The following is a 22,324-nucleotide window of genomic DNA, read 5'->3' on the forward strand; positions in this document are numbered from 1 at the left end:
GCAGCTATCATCAAGGCGATGGCTGTGAAGATGAAGTCTAAATAAAAATGTCTCATGACACATCCTGTCTGGTTGCGTAAAGCGATGGGCATTTACTTGAAAGGTCGGGTATAAAAAAAGTGGCTATTGCTAGCCACTTCTTATGCGCAATTTTAAACGAAATACAAAAGATTATCAGACATTTGGCTATCAAAAGTTGTGACTATTTGCAATTAGCTTTTAAGGCCATTTTTATGACCTATAGTCTTTCATAATAGCGTAATGTTTTGAAAATCTTTATCGCTTAATGGATAGTTTTAGCGCGGGCTAACTCTGACTTAGATATCAACGCCATATTGATGACACATGGCTTGTAAGCCGCCAGAGTATCCTTGACCTACCGCACGGAATTTCCATTCGCCATTATGACGATACACTTCACCAAATACCATGGCTGTCTCAACAGAGTAATCTTCTGCCAAATCAAAACGTACCACCTCAGTGCCAGTTTCTTCGTTAACGACACGGATAAAAGCGTTGGCAACTTGTCCGAAGTTTTGGCTACGCGCCGCTGCATCATGAATGGTCACTGTAACAACGATTTTATCAACATCAGCAGGGACTTGTGTTAGGTTGACTTTGATTACTTCGTCATCACCATCGCCTTCGCCCGTACGGTTGTCGCCGGTATGCTCAACAGCACCATTGTCGGACTTTAGCTGGTTGTAAAAGATAAAATCATGGTCGCCGCGTACTTTGCCAGCGGCATTTAATAAGAAAACGCTTGCATCAAGATCGAATTCGGCACCAGAGGTGGCGCGCTCATCCCAGCCTAGACCGATAAGTAGTTTGGTGAGATTTGGATCCGTTTTGGTGAGCGATAAATTGCCGCCTTTATTTAGAGATAATGCCATGGAATGGTCCTTATTATTTATTGGAGTAGGGTGGAGTGCACATTTATAACAGTAAAAGTAGCCACTATTTCAAGACCGTCAGTTCAAAACAGTGCAGTGTTGCTTCTTAATGAGATACGCTATACCAGCAATATAGGGATTGAATAAAGGTAAAAAAATCGCTAGTAGCGCTCTATCATACCAACAAAAAATGACCCAATCAAAGCGGATTGGGTCATTGTTGTGTTTTATAGCAAGTTAGGCGTCAAAGCCAAGAGTTGGTGTTTTATAGACTCTAACGATGACGAATCTCAAAACTTTGATGAATCGGTTTTTTGATATCAAAATCAAAGCCAATGGTTTTTTGGGTAATATCGACGATGTCATAACGCTCAGTCAACTGCTCATCGAGCTCAAAGCGGGTAAAGTTATTAGAGAAGTATAAAATACCATCTGCCGTCAAGCGGTTCATCGCCCGATTGATCAGGGCAGCATGATCACGCTGGACATCAAAAGTACCCTGAAACTTTTTAGAGTTGGAAAAGGTCGGTGGATCAATAAAGATAATATCAAATTGTTCCGTATTGTCTTTGATCCACTCAAAAATATCGGCTGCTACGAATTGATATTTTTGACCATTGACATTTAAACCGTTTAAAGCAAAGTTTTGTTTGCCCCAATCAAGATAGTTCTGGGATAAATCCACGCTGGTGACTTTTTTAGCGCCTGCCAATGCAGCGTGTACACTCGCCGTACAAGTATAAGCGAACAAGTTCAATACCGACTTATTACGACTGTTGTCTTTGATACGCGCTCGCATATTGCGATGATCGATAAACAGACCTGTATCAAGATAATCGGTGAAATTGACATATAGATAAGCGCCATCTTCGCGGGCAATATAGAACTTGCCACGCTTTTCGCTACTGCCTTGCTTACTATACTGGTCATTACCAGATTGACGAGCACGGGTTTTAATAAAGATTTGTTCGCGGTTAATACCGAACACTTCACGTATACCCATGAGTGCCAAATTAAAGCGTTTTTTGGCAGTTTCGGGTGGAATGGTCTTCGGCGGCGCGTACTCTTGGACATGAGCATAATCGCCATATAGGTCGATGGCCACTTTGAAATCAGGTAAGTCGGCATTGTAAACGCGGATATTACTTACGTTATCTTTTTTAGCCAATTTCTTCAGTCGGGTCAGGTTTTTTTGCAAACGATTGATAAAGTCTTGACCGTCTTCAACTTCAATGTCACGCTTCTCAAAGCGGCTAACAAGATTGCCCGTTTGACCAGCAATCAAGGTGCCATAACGGAAATATACGGTAATAGCACCGTTATGACAACGCAAGGTTTTTGGCTCTTTAATTGGCAAAATATCAACTTGCTCAACGTGAGATGCCAATATACCAAGCATCGGGTCAATACCACTACCGGCAAAGCTGTCTTGTAAGATAAGCCCAATCGCTTGATACAGCGGCTTAATCATCTCTTCATCACCCAAACGCTCACCATAAGGCGGGTTGGTGATGATTAGCGGATTGCTCAATCGACCGTCAGCGACTAAAGGTTTTAATAGCGTGCTTAGCTGATCAAGGGCGCGGGTTTCGATATCAAGCAGCGGTAATAAGTCTTGTAAACCTGCGGCAATCAGGTTTTTCTCTGTTGCCAAAATCGCGCCGCTATCGGCATCGAATCCAAAGATAAGCGGCAAAGTATCCGGCTGCTCATTGGCAATCTCTAAAGCTTCACGAAAGCGCGTTTGTGCGTCATCGATCATCTCTTGCCAGAGTACAGCGTCGTGATGCTGCCACTCATAAAAACCAAACTGATTGGCGGCTTTATCGATACCGACGGCATAATCGCAATGCATCAGTAGTGCTTCAATGATAAAGGTACCAGAGCCACACATAGGGTCGATGAGCGCGTTATAAAAAGGCGCATCACCTGCCGCGTTTTTCTTATGCCAGCCTGCGCTATACAGTAGGGCAGCTGCTAAGTTCTCCTTTAGTGGCGCTTCTGTCATGGCGACGCGATAGCCACGGCGATGCAAGCTAGTACCTGATAAATCCAGATATAGCTCAGCTTGTTTGTCATTGACGGTCGCAAAAACAGAAAAGTCGGGATTCTTACTATCAACGTTAGGGCGGCTCTCATACACCTCGTTAAACGTATCCGCAATCGCATCTTTGATACGTAGCATGGCAAACTGCTGGCTGACGGCAACCCGTTTATCGACAGACAAGCGAATCGCAAAGGTTTGCTCTAAACTAAACTGCTCAGTCCAATTGACCGATTTTGCCAAACCATACAGCTGCTCAGCCACATCATATTCAGCATTGATATTTTTGCGTTTAATCAGCATCAATACCCGCGATGCCACCCGTGACCACAGGCAAATCGTATATAGATCACGCAAAGTACCAGTAACCGCAAGGCGACCAGTACTTTTTATCTCGCTTGCAATACCGAAACTGGTTAGCTCAGTTTGTAATGGTGCTTCAAGCCCATCAGCACAGGTAATAATAAGGTCAAGCGACAACTCTGCTGAAGCGGCTGATGGAGAGGTGGGCGTGGTTGTTTCGGTCATACGGATACCTGTGGGCTCAATTGATAAATAATGCACATCATAAAATAAGATGTTTAACCGCTAATTTTACCATAATTCTATAGCGGATGGTTTAAAGCACTGCGGTTTAAGAGGACAAGGGTTAAAAGAGTGCTATTTGAGAGAAGTTTTTAAAATTCATCCGCATTCCGCATTCCGCATTGAGCTATAAGCTATCTGTTTGATTTAAAATTGGCTATAGCCAGCAATGGTACTATGACTGGTTTTTATTCAGTGGCAATGACTCGGATACAGTTTGCGCCGTCGTTGCCAATGGTTTGGGCTTGGTCACAATCGGATAAACCTCCTCTCTTGGCATCAGTAGGCGCATATGAGGATAAGGGGTTGAGATATCAGCAGCATCAAAAGCGCGTTTGATACTCTCGCGCAAATCTTCCTTGATTTTGGGCATACGCGCAACTGCCGCTGGTTTGACCCAAAAGCGGACAATAAAATATATGCCATACTCGCCAATCTCCGCCACCGTCGCAGACGACTCAGGTCGGTTTAAGACCGCCTCACTATCGGACAGTACTCGTAAAATCTCATCACGTGCCTTATCGATATCATCTTCAAAGGCAATACGCATCTGGATATCAAAGCGGATAAAGTTTTTGGAGGTGAGATTGGTAACGACAGAGGAGGCGACATTGGAGTTGGGTATGATGACCGTGATATTGTCACGCGTTAAGACATGGGTCGTCCGTAGGGCAATCACTACCACGCGCCCTTCATTGTCATTGATATTAACCCAGTCACCGACTTGAAAGGATTGCTCAAGCAAAATAGTAATACCGGCGATAAAATTGGCAAGCGTTGACTGCGCGGCAAAGCCAACTGCCAAACCAGCGATACCTAAACCTGCGACCAAAGAGACAATATCAAAGCCAAACTGCGCCATGACGCTAGCAAGCCCTAATACTAGTAACAGCACGGATAAGATGTTTTTAAGCAGCTGCTCAATCGAAGCGTTTAGGCCATAGTGCTGCAGGATTTTGTGAACAATTTGTCCAGATGAGGTCCATAGTACGTAATAGATGCCCGCCCATGTACAGGCTTTGGCCGTGGCTTTAATGGTATCTGGCTCAAAATTCAGCTGACTCATGATGGCAATAACACTGGTCACAACCCATACATAACGCAAGATTGAGCGCGCAATTTTAGCGCGGCGCTCATTTAGGCGAATACGCGCTTTGCTTTTTTTGAGTATATAAATAGCAAGCCAATACATAAACCCCGATATTGCAAGCAGTATCAGGATTTTGATGCCAGTGCTCACCAGTTCTACTGATTTAGACGACCAATCTAAGGTACCTTCCTCGATAGAGCCGCCAATAGCAAGAAAAAGGCTGGTATGTAGATCACGAGCAATCTCTTGAAAAAATTCAGTAATACTAGCGATTGCCATTATCTTATCCATGAAAGGGGTGGTTCTAAAAAATAGTGCGCTGCACTAGGGCGTGTCCTCAATTCAACCGATGACGCTCTACATGAGGACACGCCTTACTAAGGTTTTAATCTTAGCATGAGTTTTAAAATATAGCAGTTTAACAGCGGATTAAGAATTGTTTTTATGAATATCGAGCGACTGATACGGTATTTCCATCAGATTTTGAACGTCGCGCAAAGCCGTACGCAAGCCCTCTAAAATGGTAGGGTGATAAAAAGGCGTATCGAGCATCTCCTTGATACTCAAATCATTGGTAATCGCCATTGCCAATATATGCCCAATGTATTCAGCATCCGGACCAAACATACTTGCACCCAGTATTCTATCGGTTTTTTTGCAGCCATAAATATGCAGTAAACCACAGTTGACGCCCATAACGCGGCTACGACCTTGATTGTCAAAACTGACCTTTCCAATCACATATTCAAGCGTTGAATCTGCTTGAATTTCTGGTAAAGACATACCGACATTGACAATTTGTGGTGAACTAAACACGATAGAAAACGGCGTTGCCGGTGGACGAATATACGCATCCTTTTTGTTGCCGCAGACCATACTGCCAGCGCTAAAACCTTCATCGCTTGCGACATGAAGCAGTGGAATATGGGCATTGGCATCACCTACAATATAAACCTCTAAATCAGCAATTTGACCAGTTTTTTTATCTAGCTGTTGTGGGCGGTTTTTTTCATCGAGCTCAACGCCTAGGTTTTCAACGCCAAGCTCGTCTATATTATTACGTCGACCTGTGGCAACCAGTACATAGTCTCCTTGCCACTGTTGCATTTTACCAGCGCTGTCTTCGTAGTCCACAAAAGCCGTAGTGCTGTTTTCATTGATACTTTTATCTGATTTTTGACCGACCTCGATAATCTTACTGCCCAAATGCATGGTCAGCTCACGACTTAAGCAGTCAATAGCTTTATTATTGATATCCTCATCTTTTAGACCCGCCACGCGTTTGGCACGATTGAATACCGTAACCTCAACGCCCAAACGCGTGAACGCTTGGGCAAGCTCTAAACCTATCGAACCTGCGCCAATAACCGCCATAGATTTTGGCAAATCAACTAAATCAAAAACAGTATCTGAGGTGAGCATAGTATCGCCAAGCTTATCAGCCCAGCCATCTGGGATAAAAGTCGTGCTGCCAGTGGCGACAATGATTTTATCCGCTTGTATTAAATGCTCATTGACCTCAATCAAGCCTTGCTTATTAATATAAGCCCGTCCCGCTATTTTGCTGTCTTTAGGCCAGCTTTCTACCTGTTTTTCGACATAGCTTGCAAAGTGATTGCGCTCAGCACGCACGCGTTCCATCACCTGTTTGCCATCTATGCGAGCAGTAGCATGTACGCCAAACTCAGCAGAATGATTGGCCTCATGAGCACGGTCAGCAGCTGCAATGAGTAATTTGCTTGGCATGCAACCTACTGCAATACAAGTGGTTGTCCAAAAGCCATCGTTGATAATAATCACATCTTCTACAGATTTTTTTGCTTGGCGAAAAGCGTTTTGTCCGGCAGTCCCAGCCCCAATAACCGCAACAGATACCTTGCGAGTCACGTTTTGATGCGTGCTAGAATCATCGAGGGCAGAAGTGTTAGAGGCGGTATCGGGCCGTTTATTCATAGTATTCTCAAATAAAAATGATTTTAAGGTTTGTCATTAGCTCTATCAAAAGACTAAGGCGCAAGCGTGGTTAATAAGCGCTTAGTGTAGTCCTTTGCTTTAAGGTTACGCTGTGCATGAGTGAGCGTGCCACTGTTATTAAAGACAAATGCTGAGCGTACAAGACCCAAAGTGATATTGCCATACATGTTCTTTTCTTTAATCACATCAAAGTATTGGCACAGTTTTTCATCAGTATCACTGATAAGCGGGATCTGTAGATTGTATTTGCTGATAAAGTTTTGATGGGATTCAACGCTATCACGTGAGACGCCAATGATGTCATAGCCCAAGTCATCAAATTGGTTCAGATGGGCGGTGAACTCTGTCGCTTGCGTGGTACAGCCAGGGGTATTGTCTTTCGGGTAAAAATACAGGATAAGACCTTTACTAGTGTTGGCGACCAGCTCTTTTAGGCTGATATCATCATGGATAAAATGACCATCTAATTCACGTACGATAGTGACCGGAAAATCAGGTAGAGCAATGGTTTCTGTGGTTGGCTTTGCCATTATAAAGTCCTTATGTATTTTGATTGGGGTTATGCGATTATTGGTCGTCCTATTATAGGCAGATTCGTAGAAATAAGTCCTCGATTTTACACATCACTTATGGATGAGCAACAAAAAAGACTGGCAATAGCCAGTCTTTTAGACATCTCAAAACGTAAGCTTTAAGCTGGTTTTTGTGGTTGCTTTAAGTCCAAACCAACGGTGCATTGCTGCAAATCTTTTTGCATTTTTTTCACATATGAGAGGCTTGATGGGTCTTTTTTGCTTTGTGCATAGCTCTCAATCTCCCACATCTGACCTATGGTCATATTGCTACGGACATCAATGGTGCAGTTACAAAGCTTAGTTGCGGTGCTCTTGTCAGCGACTTTGTATTTGACCGCGCCGTTGACGCAAGTATTGATATTATTTTGTTTGATATCAACAGCATTCGCTTGTGGCATGGCAAATAGTGCAGCAAGGGCTAGGGGTAATACTGGCAAAAATTTCATAAATATCCTTTTACAGGTGGCAACGATAACTTAAATTTTCTATAAAATATGGCTTCTGACAACACAACACATGGCTACTTTGCTGTACCGTTATATCTTGTGCTAGCTAAAGTGGCTCATACCATAGCAATGATTGTATTTAAAATACAATGGCAGCGTGCTGTGTTAATGCAAGCGAATGTTTCGCCAATGTTTAAGTAAATTTATAAGTAGCTTTATAAATGTCTTTATTTAAAGACCAACTATTGCTGTTTTAAGGCAACATCCGCAAAATCACGACTGATAGTGGGTAGGATCGGCAACGCCTGCTTGAGCAAAGCCTTGACGACGTAGCGCGCAACTGTCACAAACGCCGCAGGCAAGACCATTGGCATCTGCTTGATAACAAGAAATTGTCTGTCCATAGTCGACACCAAGCGACAGACCAAGCTCAATGGTCTGGGCTTTCGATAATTGCTGTAGTGGGGTTTGGATTGATAAATGGTGACCGGTAACGCCCGCTTTGGTAGCAAGGTTTGCCATGTGTTGGAAAGCGGCGATATACTCAGGACGGCAATCAGGATATCCAGAATAATCGACTGAGCTGACACCAATGACGATATGGTTTGAGTCAGTGACTTCAGCGACTGCCAACGCATACGATAAGAAAATGGTATTGCGCGCGGGCACATAAGTGTTGGGAATCGCGTCATTATCAATCTCATCGCGCTTTTTATCTGGGAATTTATCAGTATCGCCATCAGGCACAATCATACTGTGATCAGTCAACGAGGAGCCGCCAAGTTGGGCGATATCGATATCAATGATTCTATGATTAACGCCTGCGGTTTCAGCGATTGCTTTGGCAGCGATCAGCTCACTATTATGACGTTGACCGTAATCAAAGCTGACTGCGGTTACTGACGCATATCGCGCCTTTGCCCAATATAAACACGTCACCGAATCAAGCCCACCTGATAGCAGTACGACCGCATTTTGGCTTTTATAAAGCTCATTTAATTGGTTAGCGTTTTCTTGATCAGCAAAAGAGGTTGGCAGAGCAGTATTTGTCATAATGGTGTCTATTATTGGTTGGCGAAAACGTCTATTTTAGCAAAAATTCTACCATTGCAGAACCTTGGGAGCAGCATTAAAACACTAGGCAAGTAATAGGATAAATTTGCGCACATTACTCGTTAGCTGCTTGAGCTAATAGTCACCATTTAAGACAATAATTTAATGTCATCTTTTCAATCTGTTAGCAAATTTTGTTATAATCGCTGCTGTCTAAAATCCCCTTTTTAAGATTACTGTTTAAAGCGCTGCCTTATGATGTTTCATTGCTAGCTATACGCAGTTAGCTTTTATTGCAGCCTTTTAAATAGATCGATTCACCCCTTTAAAGTAAAATCATTTTTGTCCAGATATTGAGTAACTTATGACTGCAGCAACCCTATTTACACCATCAATCACGCCTCAGTTTGATAAGGATTCTATCGATACTGACATAAAGCATCAGGCGAAAACACCTGATATCAGTACGATGTTATATGACGATAGCGACGACGAAAATGAGGATTTTACGGATGAGGCGCAGTCACTGACCGAATCGGCTCAGTTTCGTAAATTACAAAAGAAACTGCGCCGCCAAGTATCATGGGCGATTCGCGACTTTAATATGATTGAAGATGGCGATGTGGTCATGGTATGCGTATCAGGCGGTAAGGACAGCTATACGTTACTCGATATCTTGCTGCTATTAAAACGCATTGCACCGATTCATTTTGATATCGTTGCTGTCAATCTTGACCAAAAACAGCCTGGCTACCCAGAAGACGTACTCCCTGCCTATCTAAACGAGCAGTGCATTGCGCATTATATTTTGGAAAAAGATACATATAGTATTGTCAAAAGTGTGGTGCCAGAAGGAAAGACTTATTGCTCGGCGTGTTCACGTCTGCGCCGTGGTTCATTGTATGGTTTTGCCAAACAAATCGGTGCAACCAAGATTGCACTTGGTCATCATCGTGACGATATGCTCGCGACGTTCTTTTTGAACTTATTCCATGGTGGCGCGCTAAAATCGATGCCGCCTAAGCTGCTCAGTGATGACAAGCAAAATATGCTCATCCGCCCACTGGCTTATGTGGAAGAAAAAGACATCATTGAATATGCAAGCCTCAAAGAGTTCCCGATTATTCCATGTAATCTTTGTGGCAGTCAGACCAATCTGCAACGGGCCATCATCAATGACATGCTGCGCGAATGGGACAATGCTCATCCTCAGCGCTTAGCTTCTATTTTTAAAGCGATGCAAAATGTTGCACCCTCACAATTGGCAGATAGAGAGCTGTTTGATTTTGAAACTTTGAGCTTGGAGCGTGATAACAACGAGCGTTTGTTTGAAGGGGATAATATCCAAGCAGGGCAAGTTGAGAGTCTGGCTGAGATTGGTCTACCCGTATCGCCAGAAACCCAGAAATTCAATCCAGACTTTACTGATACAGTAAAGGGCAGCCGAGCCTCAACCATTATTCCAACGATTAATCCGGTGATTTAATGTCGGGATGAGGCCGTTGTGAATTTTGCGCTTTAAATAAAAAAACCAGCTCATGATAGATTCATGGCTGGTTTTTTTTAACAGTTTAGCTTTCGCCAAACACGGGTAGAGGGTTAAAACTCACCTCTGAGCGCGGTAACTTGGCAACATCCTGCATGCGCCAGTCGTCTTTGCCCTCATGGCTTACTTGCAAATAATATTTGGCTTTAAAAGGATCAATATCTACTTGTGCACTATATTTATTGCCTTCTAAGTGCTTTAGGACCACATCACGGTCTTTTTTGATGTCAGTAGCATGAGAGATAGACAAGTCCAATGTTTCAGGATAGCTAAGCGGACTACCATTCTTGAGTTTACCTGACTGCAAACTTTGCTCAGGATAATTGAGATAAAACACAACATCGCCATTATCGGCGAACTGCATTTGCCCATGTAGGTCTAAATCATAAGTCAATTTATCACGTGAGACATCATGATAAAGGGTTTTGCCATCCATATACCAGTCGTCGCGCACCACGCTATCACGAATCTGATAAGAGTAATAAACAAACCAGATGCAAGCAATGACGACAAAAGCTGGCATACCAATGACAAAGATCACTACCATGTAATTTTTGTACCATGGCTGGCTGTCTTGATGCTTAAAGTTTGGGACGGGACTGGACATAACATACCTATTAATCAGATATCTGGTAACCGTATCAACGGATAAAGCTGACAGCCAATAGCTGCCAAGGTAAGGTAATTCAATAACCAGTGAGCTATCAAGCGCTAACTCACTGGGAGGTATTATTTACAATGAATATGAGACTCACTGACCTTGAGTGGTAAAAACGTTCTGTTTACTGACCTGATATTTGCCATCTTCGCTACTGACATTCAAGGTCACTGGTGTTTGACCAAATTCAATCACATCAGGGTCGCCATAGATACTAACTGGCATATCAAAGCTTTCACCAGCCTCTAATGGCACATCATTAAAGCGAATCTCTAAGCTTAAACCCTCTTGCGGCGCAAGCGTTATCTTATAAGTATGGGCTTCTTGGGTTTTATTGGTCAGCTTAACAATATAACTGTTTTCAATCATGCCTTGCTGATTCAATGAAGACAGCTGATTTCGGTCACGGCGTATATCAATCTCTAACGGCACGCGATCATTTAAAGCATATAAAACACCGCCACAAAGTATCGTTAACAGTGTCAAGTAAGCAAAGAAGCGGGGGCGAAAGACACGGCTCTTCTCTTTTTCAGCCAATTGACGCTCTGTGGTATAGCGGATCAATCCGCGTGGATAGCCAACCTTGTCCATAATCTCATTACAAGCATCGACACAGGCGGCGCACTGAATACAAGCAACTTGTAATCCATCACGAATATCAATCCCAGTCGGGCAGACCTGCACACACATTTGGCACTCGATACAATCGCCTAAATTCTCAGGATTGGTGCCTTTTTTGCGAGCACCGCGAGGCTCGCCGCGATCATAGTCATATGATACCACCAAGGTATCTTTATCAAACATCACACTTTGAAAACGCCCATAAGGACAGATTTGGATACACATCTGCTCGCGCATATAGCCTGCATTGACGTAGGTCGAAAACGCAAAGATAAATACGGACACCCAAATCCACGTCGCCCAATCAGGGAAGGGGATAAAACCAATCATCTGCCAGCTATTGTATAGAGCATCTGTACCTGATACATAGCTTACAAAGGTTGTGGCGGTAATCATGGAAAACACAAACCAGATAAAATATATTAGAAAGCGTTTAAACACCTTAGTTGCGCTCAACGGCGCTTTATCAAACTTGATACGTTTATTGCGATCGCCAATCACCAGTTTTTCGACATATTGAAACAAGTGCGTCCAAATGGTCTGGGGGCACGCATAGCCACACCAAACACGACCTGCATAGACTGTTACCATGAATAAGGTGAAGGCGGCAATGATAGCAAAGGCTGCAATAAAATAAAAATCTTGGGTCAAGAATGTCATGCCAAAAACATAATAATGCTGCGATGGCACATCAAACCAAATAGCTTGTCGCCCGTTATAGCGCAACCACGGCAACAGTAAAAACGCCGCCAAAAGGGCATACATCGTAACAATACGAATGTTTTGATAAAAGCCAGTCACAAATCGTGGATGGACACGATGCTTTGTGGCATCAAGATCTACTTGCTGTACAGGGATTTTATTGGATTGTGGTGCTGACATAAACGTGCCTCTTTAAAAAAAGAATCAGTCTGCTGGCATGGGTAACAAACATCTATTAAAAACATAAGATAGGTGGATGTGCGGTGTTATCAATGTCAGTAAGTAGAGAGAGCAAAACTAAAACAAGAAACGCCTATTAAATGAGGGATTATCAATAATAGGCAAAAAGCTCAAATAATTCTGTCATCAATGTTTTAGGGTCGAGCTATTCTAACATTCTCCCTACTCTAAATGGGGTAAAAGTGCCAAAAAGCAACACCTTTATGAGCGCTATTACGCTATAAATCATAAGCTTGCTAAAAGCCATCATTACTCATAAAGCCTAAATATTTTTATTAAAAAATTGAGCTTGTACAATGAATATTCGCAATTTTCTTGAGTTGACTAAACCTCAATAATCAATAGGACTTGAATCTTCATACCTATCATATTTCATTTTAAAAAAAGGGAGGACTGTAATAACAGACCTCCCTTTATCTAACTCTACTCATCAATGAGATAGCTGCTAATCAAATGACTGTCGTTAAAATTGACAGTATTAGTTAACGGTTTTCTCTGTACTTGCCACTGGTTTTGGCATAGTAGCAACCGCAGTGGTCGTTTTAGCAACTGGTTTAGCCGTTCTATCTGATAACGAATAGACGTAGGCAGCAAGCAACATAATACGCTCATTACCTAGCTTGGTTTGCCACTCAGGCATCACGCCTGCACGACCATAACGTAATGTTTCTCGGATAGTCTCGCGATCACCACCATATAACCAGATATTATCGGTTAAGTTTGGTGCACCAGCTGAAATCATACCTTTACCATCTGGGCCATGACAAAGCACACAGTTGGTAGGTTCTTTAAAGATAGCTTCACCTTGAGCAACTTGGGCTTTATCAAGCTCGTAACCAGGTTGGTTGCCAGAGATCGATAGCACATATTCAGACACGGCACGAATACCATCTTCACCAAGCTGATCACGCCATGCAGCCATACCGCCGACGCGACCATTATGCAACGTCGTCAAGATGTTTGCTGCTTCGCCACCATATAACCAATCATTATCAGTTAGATTTGGGTAGCCTGTAGCACCTTTAGCGTTTGAGCCATGACAGACCGCACAGTTCTGTAAGAATAGGCGACTACCGACTTTTAACGCATTTGGATTTTCAGCTAGCTTTTCTACATAAGGCGACAGTTCTGCAACTTTCTCATCAATTTGAGCTTGCAGATCTGCAGGTGGCTTTTCACTGTGACGCATAGTTGCTTGCATCTCAGATAAGCTGGCTAGGGTTTTAGTAGCACCGCTGGCATCTGCTTTCGCCAAAATGTTTTTCTCAAAGTTATCGGTAAATACTTTGTTGTTGCTCTCAAGCTCGCTATAAAGCTCATTTTTAGAGGTCCATGGCAAGGTTTTGCCATCGACTTCTACGGTTGTGATGCCTTCCCATTTTGAGGGGAAAATACCTGGGAAAAATACCCAGTAAGCAACACCCCAAATGATTGAGCCAAAAAATATCACTAGCCACCATTTAGGCAGCGCTTTGTCATATTCTCGAACACCATCGTATTCATGGCCTGTGGTACCGTCTTCTTCTAATTCTGGTTTGTATTTCAATACCATTAGTAGAATACCGAGGATAAATGCCCAGCACATGATACTAAATATGGTTATCCAAGAACTCCAAAAGAATGTCATCATTTATCCTTATCGCGCTGCTCGTCAGACAGAGATTTGATATCCTCGTCATCAAGCGCAAGTTGTGCATCTTCTTCGAAGCGTTTTTTGTTTTTTGGCGAATACGCCCACCATGCAACACCTACGAAGGCAATAAAGGCAGAAACGGTCGCAATTGTTTGTAATTCACCAATACCCATTAGCGCTGCCCTTCCATTGCGGTACCTAACTGCTGCAGGTAGGCAACCAAAGCATCAAGTTCAGTAGCACCAAGCACCGCATCTGGAGCGCCTTCGATATCTTCTTCAGTATAAGGCACACCGAAGCGATCACGGAACAGACGCATCTTTGCTTGTACATTGCTACCATTAACTTCATTGGTTGCAAGCCATGGGAAACCAGGCATGACTGACTCAGGCACTAATGAACGTGGATCAATCAGATGTTGTTTTTGCCAATCTTCAGAATAGCGTCCACCAACACGCGCTAAATCAGGACCAGTACGTTTTGAACCCCATAAGAATGGATGGTCCCACGTTGATTCTGCAGCACGCGAGTAGGGGCCATAGCGCTCGACTTCGGCACGTAATGGACGCACCATTTGGGTATGACAGACGTGACAACCTTCACGAATATAGATATCACGACCTTCAAATTCAAGCGCAGTCCAAGGCTCCATAGAAGGCAATGGAGTATTCACACCACCTTCTTCAGCGCCTCTATAATCGTATATCAGCGGCACAATCTCAACAAGCGTTGCAAAGCTAATAGCGATAACGATACCGATGACCAACAAGCCTGTATTTTTTTCAATAATTTCATGCGGTGTACCAGCCATGATCGCTCCTTATACTTTAGCTGTCGAGATTTTATCGACACTAGGTTCATGATCAGTCGGATCAGCAATGTCTACTGGCTTACCCTCTGGCATCTTGATGGTTCTATAGACATTATATGCCATCACAAACATACCAGATACATAGAGGAAACCACCAAATGCACGACCAATATATGGGAAATGCGAGAACTCAACGGTATCAACAAAGCTGTATACCAAAGTACCGTCAGGGTTAGTTGCAAGCCACATCATGCCTTGACCAATACCTGAAATCCACATAGAGACGATATAGAAGATGGTACCTGCTGTTGCAAGCCAGAAATGCGTGGTGATTAAGCTGATCGAGTACATTTTTGGTTTGTTATAAATACGTGGTAACAGTACATATAGCGAACCAATGGTAATCATACCAACCCAGCCAAGCGCACCTGAGTGTACGTGACCGACTGTCCAATCCGTATTATGCGATAGCGCGTTGACGGTCTTAATAGACATCATTGGCCCTTCAAACGTCGACATCGCGTAGAACGACAATGCCACAATCATAAAGCGAATGATCGGATCGGTACGTAGCTTATCCCAACTACCTGATAGCGTTAGTACACCGTTAATCATACCACCCCAAGATGGTGCAAATAGGATGATAGAGAAGACCATAGCAAGCGACTGCGTCCAATCTGGCAGTGCTGAATAATGCAAATGGTGACCACCCGCCCACATGTATGAAGCAATCAATGCCCAAAAGTGAACGATAGACAAACGGTAAGAATAAATAGGACGACCAATCTGTACTGGCACGAAATAGTACATCATGCCCAAGAAAGCTGCCGTCAAATAAAAGCCTACCGCGTTATGTCCGTACCACCACTGCACCATGGCATCAGTTGCACCGCCAAACAGCGAGTAAGACTTAAACGCACTGACAGGTATCGCCATACTATTTACGATATGCAGTAGCGCAATCGTAATAATAAAAGCAGCAAAGAACCAGTTAGCCACATAGATATGTGAGGTTTTACGCTTAATTAAGGTGCCAAAGAACACGATAGCATAAGATATCCATACCAATGCGATAAGGATATCAATCGGCCACTCAAGCTCAGCGTATTCCTTGGTTGAGGTCAAACCTAATGGTAAAGTGATAACAGCCGCTATGATAACCGTCTGCCAACCCCAAAAGGTAAACCAAGCCAGATATGGCGCAAACAACCTTGTCTTACAAGTACGCTGAACGATGTAATAAGACGTTGCGAACAGGGCTGAGCCACCGAACGCAAAAATTACCGCATTGGTGTGCAGTGGTCTTAAACGACTAAATGTCAGCCATGGAATGTCAAAATTGAGTGCTGGCCATGCTAACTGAGAAGCAATGAACACACCAATACTCATGCCGACGATGCCCCATACCACGGCCATAACCGTAAAGAATCTTACGACAGTAATTTCATATTCACGGTCAATGGGGGCGAGTGCTGTGTTTTGTAAACTCATTGGATGATTCCTTTACAGCCCGAATTATCAACAGAATTAACTAACATGCCATGTCCTTGAGATCATGAGAATGATCATAAGCACAAAGTGGCTTTGGTAAAGGCTGTTTTCACTCGTCTTATCAGGCTGACGGTATTAACTATCAAGCTAAGCATGGTCTAGGTATCAGTGATTGCTGACGGATAGAGAGCAGTACGAAAGCGGACTGCCCGCAAAGCTGATTGATAGTAGGATTGTTAATATATTGTCAGGTTTAATAAGAAAATGTGTCGTTATCTAGCATCAAACATCTATTGAGGCTGAGTATTTATCTTAATTGTCACTGCTAAATGCCGTACAAACCAAGATAGATACTGATGTTCAACCGGTGATAAGAAGGTATCGACCGTCAATGTATGCTAGCGATAGCTGACAAAAAAACATATTTACGTAATGTTTAGTTAAAACTCCCGACTCTGTTTAAGGGTATTGTAACGCAAACCTAATCAAATATCATCAGAACTCTGCGCCAAAATACAAACTCTTTGGTAAAAATCTGAACAAGCAGCGTGTTTCTGCTGGGTTATCCACGTATTTTATACCCAATTTCATGACTATTCTATAGGTGAAAAAAGATAGTATTAACAAGTTTGTAGCAATAAATGCTCAATAAGGTTTTGTAACAATCGTATTATTTGCGCTACAAATAAGTTTTACTTATTGTAAGGTCACATCTTATAATGCACCTGAGCTGCATGCATAATAAAATGCTTATAAGATATTCACTAAGCTAGTCACTAAGATAGTCGGCTTTTGGTAGTAATTTTTTAGCATGTAACTGGCTGTCAGGTCGGCATAAAAAAGATGCTGACTTAGCACTGATAAATAACAATAGGTATTAAGGATAATAATATGGCAGTTTTTTTGACAGATGAGTGGTTTGAGCAAGTAGAACAGATGGGTCAAGAAGCGGGCGAGTTAAACTTGCCGCCAGCACTGGCAAATATGATTGTTAATCTAAAAGTATCTGATAGCGAGCAAGACATTGAAGCTAACTTTGCAAACGGATTATTACATCGCGGTTTAAACGATGCTGCGACCACCACCTTATTGCTTGATCGTAGTATTTTACAGTCTATCATCACTGATTTTGATACCAATGAAATCATGGGTGCCTTTATGGGCGGTAAGATTCGTGTCGAAGGTGATATGTCACAGTTGATGGCAGTACAGACAGCTCGCCCAAGTGCCGAGCAAAAAGAGCTTTATAGTCGCATTAAGTCAATGACCACCATGGCTTAATCATCCGCGTTTGAGCTTTTAGAAGATATAACGTGTCACACAAAAAAGCCCTTAATCTTAATTAAGGGCTTTTTTTGGTAAATTTGATAGTAAAAGACTGGGTTAAATCAACTTACTTTTGACTGTGCAGCTTGCTGATTTTCTTTATAAATAGCTGCTTGTAACCAGATGTTTGCTTGTACATAGTCATGTACCTGAATTGCATCTGTCTCAGCGGTTTTAAGCGCACCAATACGTATCACAAACGGGTCAGCATCTTGCTCACGTAGCACCACCACATCAAATAAGATAATCGTTTTACCATTAAATAGGGTTTCTTGCTTGCCAAGTACTTGACCTTGACACCAAGCTTCATCTTCTTGGCCTAACGTATCGCCAAATAAATACGCACACATATGACCTAAATTAATCTCGACCGGCGCCATTTGCTCATCGGTTTCTGGCTGCCATGCTTTGATCTGTTCTTGTAAGTCATCCGGCATCTTTCCATCGTTTGCCGCCACGATATCATTAAAAGCACGGTGATAACGTATCGCTTCTTGGTCTTCTACCTTGATGACTTCATTTTGTTCACTGATCTTGATCTCATGTGCCCAGGCGCTAAAATTGACAAAATAGGTGGTATCACGTTGATACAGATGGCGATTAGCGGTATAGAGCTGATCAAAAGCGTAGATGATGCTGCCATCGGTGGTACGTAAGCGTAATACGGCATCATGTGAGCTATCATTGACAATCATACGCTCGATTTTACCATGCAGTCCATAGGGGCTATCGATACAAGGGTAAGCATTGATAAAGCATTCAGGCTTGCCGTCTTTCATTGCCAGTACTTGATTGATATGACAAGGCTGGTTTTCAGATAGCAATAAACAGCTGTCTTTGGCACTGACACTGGTATTAAGGCCTTTAGGCATTGCGGCTTTTTCAATCATCTGTTGTAACCATTCAGGTACATCATGACTCATGTCGTCAGTCAAAATGCGCCAATGGTCACCGTGACCAGCGGATTGCTCATCAGTTAAAGTGATTTTGGTAGGAGATTGGATGTTTTTATATTGATAATTAATGGTCATGAAGATACTCAAACTTAAGTCAGCCATGAGGTTTGGGTCTGAAACTGTGATCGCTGAGTATCATGAGCCGCTACGAAAGAGGGGGTTATGATGATCAGCAATGCCGTCAGTAAAGAGGCAACAAACAACAATGAGGGGTTAATGACAATTGTCCTTAGCATACAATATATAGGTATAGACACAGAGAATAGCAAGTCTGTTATAAAAAATAATCATAAAACCGGCCTTTTTATTATAAAATCTGGGCAGTTTTCGCTAATGACTGGCACCTGCCAGCCAAATTGTGTCAAACTAGCTCCCTTTTGACAGCCATATTTGGCTTGTCTTATACCCTGTTTTTGTGTTCGATTGATATGTTTTTGTGGCAGCTGCAAAAGTGTGATGCAGTTGCCGCTATTTGTTTTGTAACCTACATAAAGTCGCACGTAGATAAGATAAAGAGTTTGAATATGTTTCGTCCTTTAGCGTTATTTATCGGCTTACGGTACACCCGAGCAGAACGTAGTAATGGTTTTATCTCCTTTATATCACTGATCTCAATGATAGGTCTCACGCTTGGCGTGGCAGTATTAATTACCGTGCTGTCGGTCATGAACGGCTTTGATCGTGAGCTTAAAACTCGTATTTTGGGTATGGTGCCGCAAGCGACGGTTACCTCAACCGAGATTATTGGCGATTGGAAACAAGTCGCTGATAAGATTAAAGAAGACCCCGAGGTTACAGCGGTTGCGCCGTTTATCCAGCTGCAAGGTATGCTGACGTCGAACGGTCAGGTAGCTGGCATCATGGTGACTGGCGTGGATCCTGAGTACGAGAAAAACGTTTCTATCATCAATGAGCATATGGTGGAAGGGGATATTGATACGCTAAAAAATGGCGAGTTCGGTATTGTGCTTGGTGAAGGTATGGTGCAATCACTAGGTCTGCAATTGGGTGATAAAGTCACTCTCGTGCTGCCAGAGGCGTCGCCATCGCCGGCAGGCGTGATACCACGCTTTAAGCGCTTTACCTTGACGGGTATATTTTCCATCAGTCCAGAAGTTGACAGTCTGATGGCATTTATTCCCATGGGCGATGCGGCAAAATTGCTGCGTTTACCAGAGGGCGCGCAAGGTATCCGTATGAAGCTTCATGATATCTTTACAGCGCCTATGGCGGCACAAAAAGCGGCGGCGATAGCGCCAGAGCAATTATATCCTAGTGATTGGACGCAGACGCACGGCAATCTGTTTGGTGCTATCCAAATGGAAAAAGCCATGGTTGGCTTGCTACTGTTCTTAATCATCCTTGTGGCAGCTTTTAATATTGTTTCAAGTTTAGTGATGCTCGTGACGGACAAAAAAGCAGACATCGCTATCCTAAAAACCTTTGGTGCTTCACCGCGTCTGATTACTCAGATCTTTATGGTGCAAGGTGTGGTTATCGGCTTTATTGGTACGATTGCAGGTACGATATTGGGCGTGATCTTTGCATTGACGGTCAGTGATATTTTGAGTTTTATCAATCAAAGCTTTGGTCTAAATCTATTTGATGCTTACTTTGTAAACTATTTGCCATCGCAGCTGCGTTTGGCGGATGTGGTACTGATTACCAGTGCATCATTTATATTGAGCTTTTTGGCAACCATTTATCCAGCGCGCCGCGCAGCTAAAATTCAGCCTGCACAGACGTTACGTTACGAGTAATTGACAGGCGTTAATGCCGTTATAAATAAAATAAAGGAAGCATTATGTCTGCTATCTTAAAAGCGACCAATATTAATAAGATATATGATGAGGGTGCGGTGAGCACCCAAGTCTTGACCGGTTTGGATTTGACGGTCAATGCTGGTGAGCGCATTGCGATTGTCGGCACGAGTGGCTCAGGGAAAAGTACCTTGCTGCATTTGCTTGGGGGTCTTGATACGCCAACCAGCGGTGAAGTCTGGCTACATGGGCAGCTGTTAAATACCATGAATGAGACTGAGCGCGGGGCGATGCGTAATAAGTATTTAGGATTTATTTATCAGTTCCATCATCTGTTAGCTGAATTTACAGCTATTGAAAACGTTGCTATGCCATTATTGATGCGTACAGAAGTATCGACAGCGGATGCGCGTCAACAAGCCATTGATATTTTAAACAGTGTTGGTCTTGAACACCGTTTGGCGCATAGACCTGGTGAGTTATCAGGCGGTGAGCGTCAGCGTGTGGCGATTGCGCGTGCGCTGGTTACTAAGCCGTCGCTTATCTTAGCGGATGAGCCAACAGGTAACTTAGATTATGACAATGCTCAAAGCGTTTTTGGATTATTATCTGAGCTACAAAGCACCATGCAAACGGCATTATTGATGGTCACCCATGATCGCAGCCTAGCGGCGCTTGCTGATCGTCAGTTGTTACTACGTAATGGTCATTGGGAAGAGTATTAAAAGGTAATAGGATCAGGCTGCAAAATAGCAGCCCATTGAGCGAATGAGGATAAAGATGATAGATAAAGATGATGATCCGATTGCTGCTTTTGGCAGCATTGAAGAAGGCGATGAGCCATTAAAATCTTATATGGATACCGCGTTATTTGATACGCTCGATAAACAGGGGCAAATAGATTTACTGACGCCCGTTTTCGATCGTATTACTTTGGCAGGCGCTGATTTTGATTTAAAGGTTCAAGACAGTGCGACAGGTAAGCGTTATGTATTGCTCAAAAACGAAGAGGTGGTTGAAGTTTTTGTGATGGATAATAAGCTGACTGACAACATCCTTAATGCGATTGAAGAAAATAAAGACGATGATTGAGAGAGTTAGTTAAGAGAGAGGGTTAAGATTCGGGCGGCTCATCTAAAGAACCAAGCTGCCTTTTTTGCCAGCTGGTCACCGTCTTATAGCGCCAAATGGCTTTAAAGGCTAAGCCGCAGACGATGCTTGTGATGATGGCCAAGATAGTCAGACCTAGACAGAATGCGGTCAACGAAACCGTACCTTTAAAAGTAATAAAGGGGTTGGCACCATCAGAGATAATCCATAAGCTCAAGTCAGAGATCATTCTGCCAATCGTACGCAGACTAATCATGGGCACATCAAGGATTTTCGCGCCGATATAATAACCTGCATAAAATACCGGTAGGGTAGTGAGCGGATTGGTAATCCATGTCAGACCAAGCGCCATCGGGACATTAGCGCGAAAAATAAGCGCACCAATGAGTGCCAGTAACATCTGACCTGGCAATGGGAAAAAGGCACTCAGCACGCCAATATAAACGGCTTTATTTAAGCTATGGCGATTAAAATGCCATAAACGTGGGTCAGCAAGTTGTGGCCCAAACAGTTTTAAGGTGCGATTTTCTAATAGTTTTTCGGAGGTGGGTAGTAGGTCTTTTAAACGTTTTTTTGGCACAGAATTGCCTTTACTCATTGTCTGTTACCAGCTCGATCATAATAATAGCTGATAAGCAGGCATGTTGTTGATGAAAATATAGAGAAGAATTCTATCAGAAAAACGTAAAACGAACGTTAGACAATCATCATCCTAGTGTTTGTAATTAGTATAGGATAATATCCGAGTAAATACCATGGCTTGATATGGCAGTATGTAGTGCCAAGGTCATATAGCAAGCACTTGGAACG

At 43.0% G+C, this 22,324-nt stretch carries 20 protein-coding genes; 5 read left to right on the forward strand and 15 right to left on the reverse strand.

Annotated elements, in window-relative coordinates:
* Positions 1-317 precede the first annotated feature (317 nt).
* The 7 genes from ABYU67_RS05565 to queC all read right to left on the reverse strand — a co-directional run bounded on the left by ABYU67_RS05565 (position 318) and on the right by queC (position 8,660).
* Positions 318-893, reverse strand: coding sequence for a TerD family protein (locus ABYU67_RS05565; RefSeq protein ID WP_372844018.1), 576 nt, complete (start codon positions 891-893; stop codon positions 318-320).
* 274 nt (positions 894-1,167) lie between these two features.
* Positions 1,168-3,465, reverse strand: a complete 2,298-nt coding sequence (rlmKL, locus tag ABYU67_RS05570; RefSeq protein ID WP_372844019.1) for a bifunctional 23S rRNA (guanine(2069)-N(7))-methyltransferase RlmK/23S rRNA (guanine(2445)-N(2))-methyltransferase RlmL — start codon at positions 3,463-3,465, stop codon at positions 1,168-1,170.
* A gap of 232 nt (positions 3,466-3,697) precedes the next feature.
* Entirely contained in the window at positions 3,698-4,891 is a 1,194-nt protein-coding gene (locus ABYU67_RS05575; protein ID WP_372844020.1) for a mechanosensitive ion channel family protein, read from the reverse strand.
* Between the two features lie 150 nt (positions 4,892-5,041).
* Positions 5,042-6,565: a dihydrolipoyl dehydrogenase gene (locus tag ABYU67_RS05580; RefSeq protein WP_372844021.1), complete on the reverse strand. Its 1,524-nt coding sequence runs from the start codon at positions 6,563-6,565 to the stop codon at positions 5,042-5,044.
* Positions 6,566-6,618: 53 nt separating this feature from the next.
* Positions 6,619-7,116: a peroxiredoxin gene (locus ABYU67_RS05585; protein WP_372844022.1), complete on the reverse strand. Its 498-nt coding sequence runs from the start codon at positions 7,114-7,116 to the stop codon at positions 6,619-6,621.
* Between the two features lie 161 nt (positions 7,117-7,277).
* Positions 7,278-7,607, reverse strand: a complete 330-nt coding sequence (locus tag ABYU67_RS05590) for a hypothetical protein (RefSeq protein ID WP_372844023.1) — start codon at positions 7,605-7,607, stop codon at positions 7,278-7,280.
* Positions 7,608-7,880: 273 nt separating this feature from the next.
* A complete protein-coding gene (gene queC, locus ABYU67_RS05595) occupies positions 7,881-8,660 on the reverse strand; it encodes a 7-cyano-7-deazaguanine synthase QueC (RefSeq protein WP_372844024.1) in 780 nt (259 codons plus the stop codon).
* Positions 8,661-9,024: 364 nt separating this feature from the next.
* On the opposite strand from queC, the gene ttcA reads away from it, so the two are divergent.
* Positions 9,025-10,146 (forward strand): tRNA 2-thiocytidine(32) synthetase TtcA, encoded by a 1,122-nt coding sequence (gene ttcA, locus ABYU67_RS05600; RefSeq protein WP_372844025.1) that lies wholly within the window; start codon positions 9,025-9,027, stop codon positions 10,144-10,146.
* A gap of 85 nt (positions 10,147-10,231) precedes the next feature.
* Here ttcA and ABYU67_RS05605 read toward each other — a convergent pair whose 3' ends face one another.
* From ABYU67_RS05605 to ccoN, 6 genes are all read right to left on the reverse strand, one after another.
* The gene (locus ABYU67_RS05605; protein ID WP_372844026.1) at positions 10,232-10,813 is read right to left on the reverse strand and encodes a FixH family protein; all 582 of its coding nucleotides are present in this window, start codon (positions 10,811-10,813) and stop codon (positions 10,232-10,234) included.
* A gap of 144 nt (positions 10,814-10,957) precedes the next feature.
* Complete coding sequence (ccoG, locus tag ABYU67_RS05610; RefSeq protein ID WP_372844027.1) at positions 10,958-12,367, reverse strand: cytochrome c oxidase accessory protein CcoG; 1,410 nt, start codon at positions 12,365-12,367, stop codon at positions 10,958-10,960.
* 538 nt (positions 12,368-12,905) lie between these two features.
* Positions 12,906-14,054, reverse strand: coding sequence for a cytochrome-c oxidase, cbb3-type subunit III (gene ccoP / locus ABYU67_RS05615; protein WP_372844055.1), 1,149 nt, complete (start codon positions 14,052-14,054; stop codon positions 12,906-12,908).
* Complete coding sequence (locus ABYU67_RS05620; RefSeq protein ID WP_011513129.1) at positions 14,054-14,233, reverse strand: CcoQ/FixQ family Cbb3-type cytochrome c oxidase assembly chaperone; 180 nt, start codon at positions 14,231-14,233, stop codon at positions 14,054-14,056. The genes ccoP and ABYU67_RS05620 overlap by 1 nt, the downstream gene beginning before the upstream one ends.
* Entirely contained in the window at positions 14,233-14,871 is a 639-nt protein-coding gene (ccoO, locus tag ABYU67_RS05625) for a cytochrome-c oxidase, cbb3-type subunit II (RefSeq protein WP_372844028.1), read from the reverse strand. Before ccoO ends, ABYU67_RS05620 begins: the two co-directional genes overlap by 1 nt.
* Before the next feature lie 9 nt (positions 14,872-14,880).
* The gene (gene ccoN, locus ABYU67_RS05630) at positions 14,881-16,362 is read right to left on the reverse strand and encodes a cytochrome-c oxidase, cbb3-type subunit I (RefSeq protein ID WP_372844029.1); all 1,482 of its coding nucleotides are present in this window, start codon (positions 16,360-16,362) and stop codon (positions 14,881-14,883) included.
* 891 nt (positions 16,363-17,253) lie between these two features.
* Between ccoN and ABYU67_RS05635 the strand changes: the two genes are divergently transcribed.
* Positions 17,254-17,643 carry an SCP-2 sterol transfer family protein gene (locus ABYU67_RS05635; protein WP_372844030.1) on the forward strand — a complete coding sequence of 130 codons (390 nt, stop codon included), beginning with the start codon at positions 17,254-17,256 and terminating at the stop codon, positions 17,641-17,643.
* A 107-nt stretch (positions 17,644-17,750) separates the two neighbouring features.
* Here the strand turns inward: ABYU67_RS05635 and ABYU67_RS05640 are convergent, their stop codons facing one another.
* Positions 17,751-18,719, reverse strand: a complete 969-nt coding sequence (locus ABYU67_RS05640; RefSeq protein ID WP_372844031.1) for a hypothetical protein — start codon at positions 18,717-18,719, stop codon at positions 17,751-17,753.
* 449 nt (positions 18,720-19,168) lie between these two features.
* On the opposite strand from ABYU67_RS05640, the gene ABYU67_RS05645 reads away from it, so the two are divergent.
* The 3 genes from ABYU67_RS05645 to ABYU67_RS05655 are packed head-to-tail and all read left to right on the forward strand — an operon-like array spanning position 19,169 to position 21,496.
* Positions 19,169-20,404, forward strand: coding sequence for a lipoprotein-releasing ABC transporter permease subunit (locus ABYU67_RS05645; RefSeq protein WP_372844032.1), 1,236 nt, complete (start codon positions 19,169-19,171; stop codon positions 20,402-20,404).
* Between the two features lie 44 nt (positions 20,405-20,448).
* Positions 20,449-21,129, forward strand: a complete 681-nt coding sequence (gene lolD / locus ABYU67_RS05650; protein WP_372844033.1) for a lipoprotein-releasing ABC transporter ATP-binding protein LolD — start codon at positions 20,449-20,451, stop codon at positions 21,127-21,129.
* Between the two features lie 55 nt (positions 21,130-21,184).
* Positions 21,185-21,496: a hypothetical protein gene (locus ABYU67_RS05655; RefSeq protein ID WP_372844034.1), complete on the forward strand. Its 312-nt coding sequence runs from the start codon at positions 21,185-21,187 to the stop codon at positions 21,494-21,496.
* Between the two features lie 22 nt (positions 21,497-21,518).
* Here ABYU67_RS05655 and ABYU67_RS05660 read toward each other — a convergent pair whose 3' ends face one another.
* Complete coding sequence (locus ABYU67_RS05660; protein WP_372844035.1) at positions 21,519-22,112, reverse strand: DUF2062 domain-containing protein; 594 nt, start codon at positions 22,110-22,112, stop codon at positions 21,519-21,521.
* Positions 22,113-22,324 lie beyond the last annotated feature (212 nt).

It is taken from the genome of Psychrobacter sp. (assembly GCF_041554015.1).
Taxonomy (GTDB): domain Bacteria; phylum Pseudomonadota; class Gammaproteobacteria; order Pseudomonadales; family Moraxellaceae; genus Psychrobacter.

What these genes read in the sequence shown, in the direction of transcription:
- ABYU67_RS05655 (WP_372844034.1), top strand. Translation starts at nt 21,185, where the DNA reads ATGATAGATAAAGATGATGATCCGATTGCTGCTTTTGGCAGCATTGAA.
- ccoO (WP_372844028.1), bottom strand. Translation starts at nt 14,871, where the DNA reads ATGGCTGGTACACCGCATGAAATTATTGAAAAAAATACAGGCTTGTTG.
- ABYU67_RS05575 (WP_372844020.1), bottom strand. Translation starts at nt 4,891, where the DNA reads ATGGCAATCGCTAGTATTACTGAATTTTTTCAAGAGATTGCTCGTGAT.
- ABYU67_RS05640 (WP_372844031.1), bottom strand. Translation starts at nt 18,719, where the DNA reads ATGACCATTAATTATCAATATAAAAACATCCAATCTCCTACCAAAATC.
- rlmKL (WP_372844019.1), bottom strand. Translation starts at nt 3,465, where the DNA reads ATGACCGAAACAACCACGCCCACCTCTCCATCAGCCGCTTCAGCAGAG.
- ABYU67_RS05585 (WP_372844022.1), bottom strand. Translation starts at nt 7,116, where the DNA reads ATGGCAAAGCCAACCACAGAAACCATTGCTCTACCTGATTTTCCGGTC.
- ABYU67_RS05620 (WP_011513129.1), bottom strand. Translation starts at nt 14,233, where the DNA reads ATGGGTATTGGTGAATTACAAACAATTGCGACCGTTTCTGCCTTTATT.
- lolD (WP_372844033.1), top strand. Translation starts at nt 20,449, where the DNA reads ATGTCTGCTATCTTAAAAGCGACCAATATTAATAAGATATATGATGAG.
- ABYU67_RS05580 (WP_372844021.1), bottom strand. Translation starts at nt 6,565, where the DNA reads ATGAATAAACGGCCCGATACCGCCTCTAACACTTCTGCCCTCGATGAT.
- ccoP (WP_372844055.1), bottom strand. Translation starts at nt 14,054, where the DNA reads ATGACATTCTTTTGGAGTTCTTGGATAACCATATTTAGTATCATGTGC.
- ABYU67_RS05590 (WP_372844023.1), bottom strand. Translation starts at nt 7,607, where the DNA reads ATGAAATTTTTGCCAGTATTACCCCTAGCCCTTGCTGCACTATTTGCC.
- ABYU67_RS05660 (WP_372844035.1), bottom strand. Translation starts at nt 22,112, where the DNA reads ATGAGTAAAGGCAATTCTGTGCCAAAAAAACGTTTAAAAGACCTACTA.
- ttcA (WP_372844025.1), top strand. Translation starts at nt 9,025, where the DNA reads ATGACTGCAGCAACCCTATTTACACCATCAATCACGCCTCAGTTTGAT.
- ccoN (WP_372844029.1), bottom strand. Translation starts at nt 16,362, where the DNA reads ATGAGTTTACAAAACACAGCACTCGCCCCCATTGACCGTGAATATGAA.
- ABYU67_RS05605 (WP_372844026.1), bottom strand. Translation starts at nt 10,813, where the DNA reads ATGTCCAGTCCCGTCCCAAACTTTAAGCATCAAGACAGCCAGCCATGG.
- ABYU67_RS05645 (WP_372844032.1), top strand. Translation starts at nt 19,169, where the DNA reads ATGTTTCGTCCTTTAGCGTTATTTATCGGCTTACGGTACACCCGAGCA.
- ABYU67_RS05565 (WP_372844018.1), bottom strand. Translation starts at nt 893, where the DNA reads ATGGCATTATCTCTAAATAAAGGCGGCAATTTATCGCTCACCAAAACG.
- ABYU67_RS05635 (WP_372844030.1), top strand. Translation starts at nt 17,254, where the DNA reads ATGGCAGTTTTTTTGACAGATGAGTGGTTTGAGCAAGTAGAACAGATG.
- queC (WP_372844024.1), bottom strand. Translation starts at nt 8,660, where the DNA reads ATGACAAATACTGCTCTGCCAACCTCTTTTGCTGATCAAGAAAACGCT.
- ccoG (WP_372844027.1), bottom strand. Translation starts at nt 12,367, where the DNA reads ATGTCAGCACCACAATCCAATAAAATCCCTGTACAGCAAGTAGATCTT.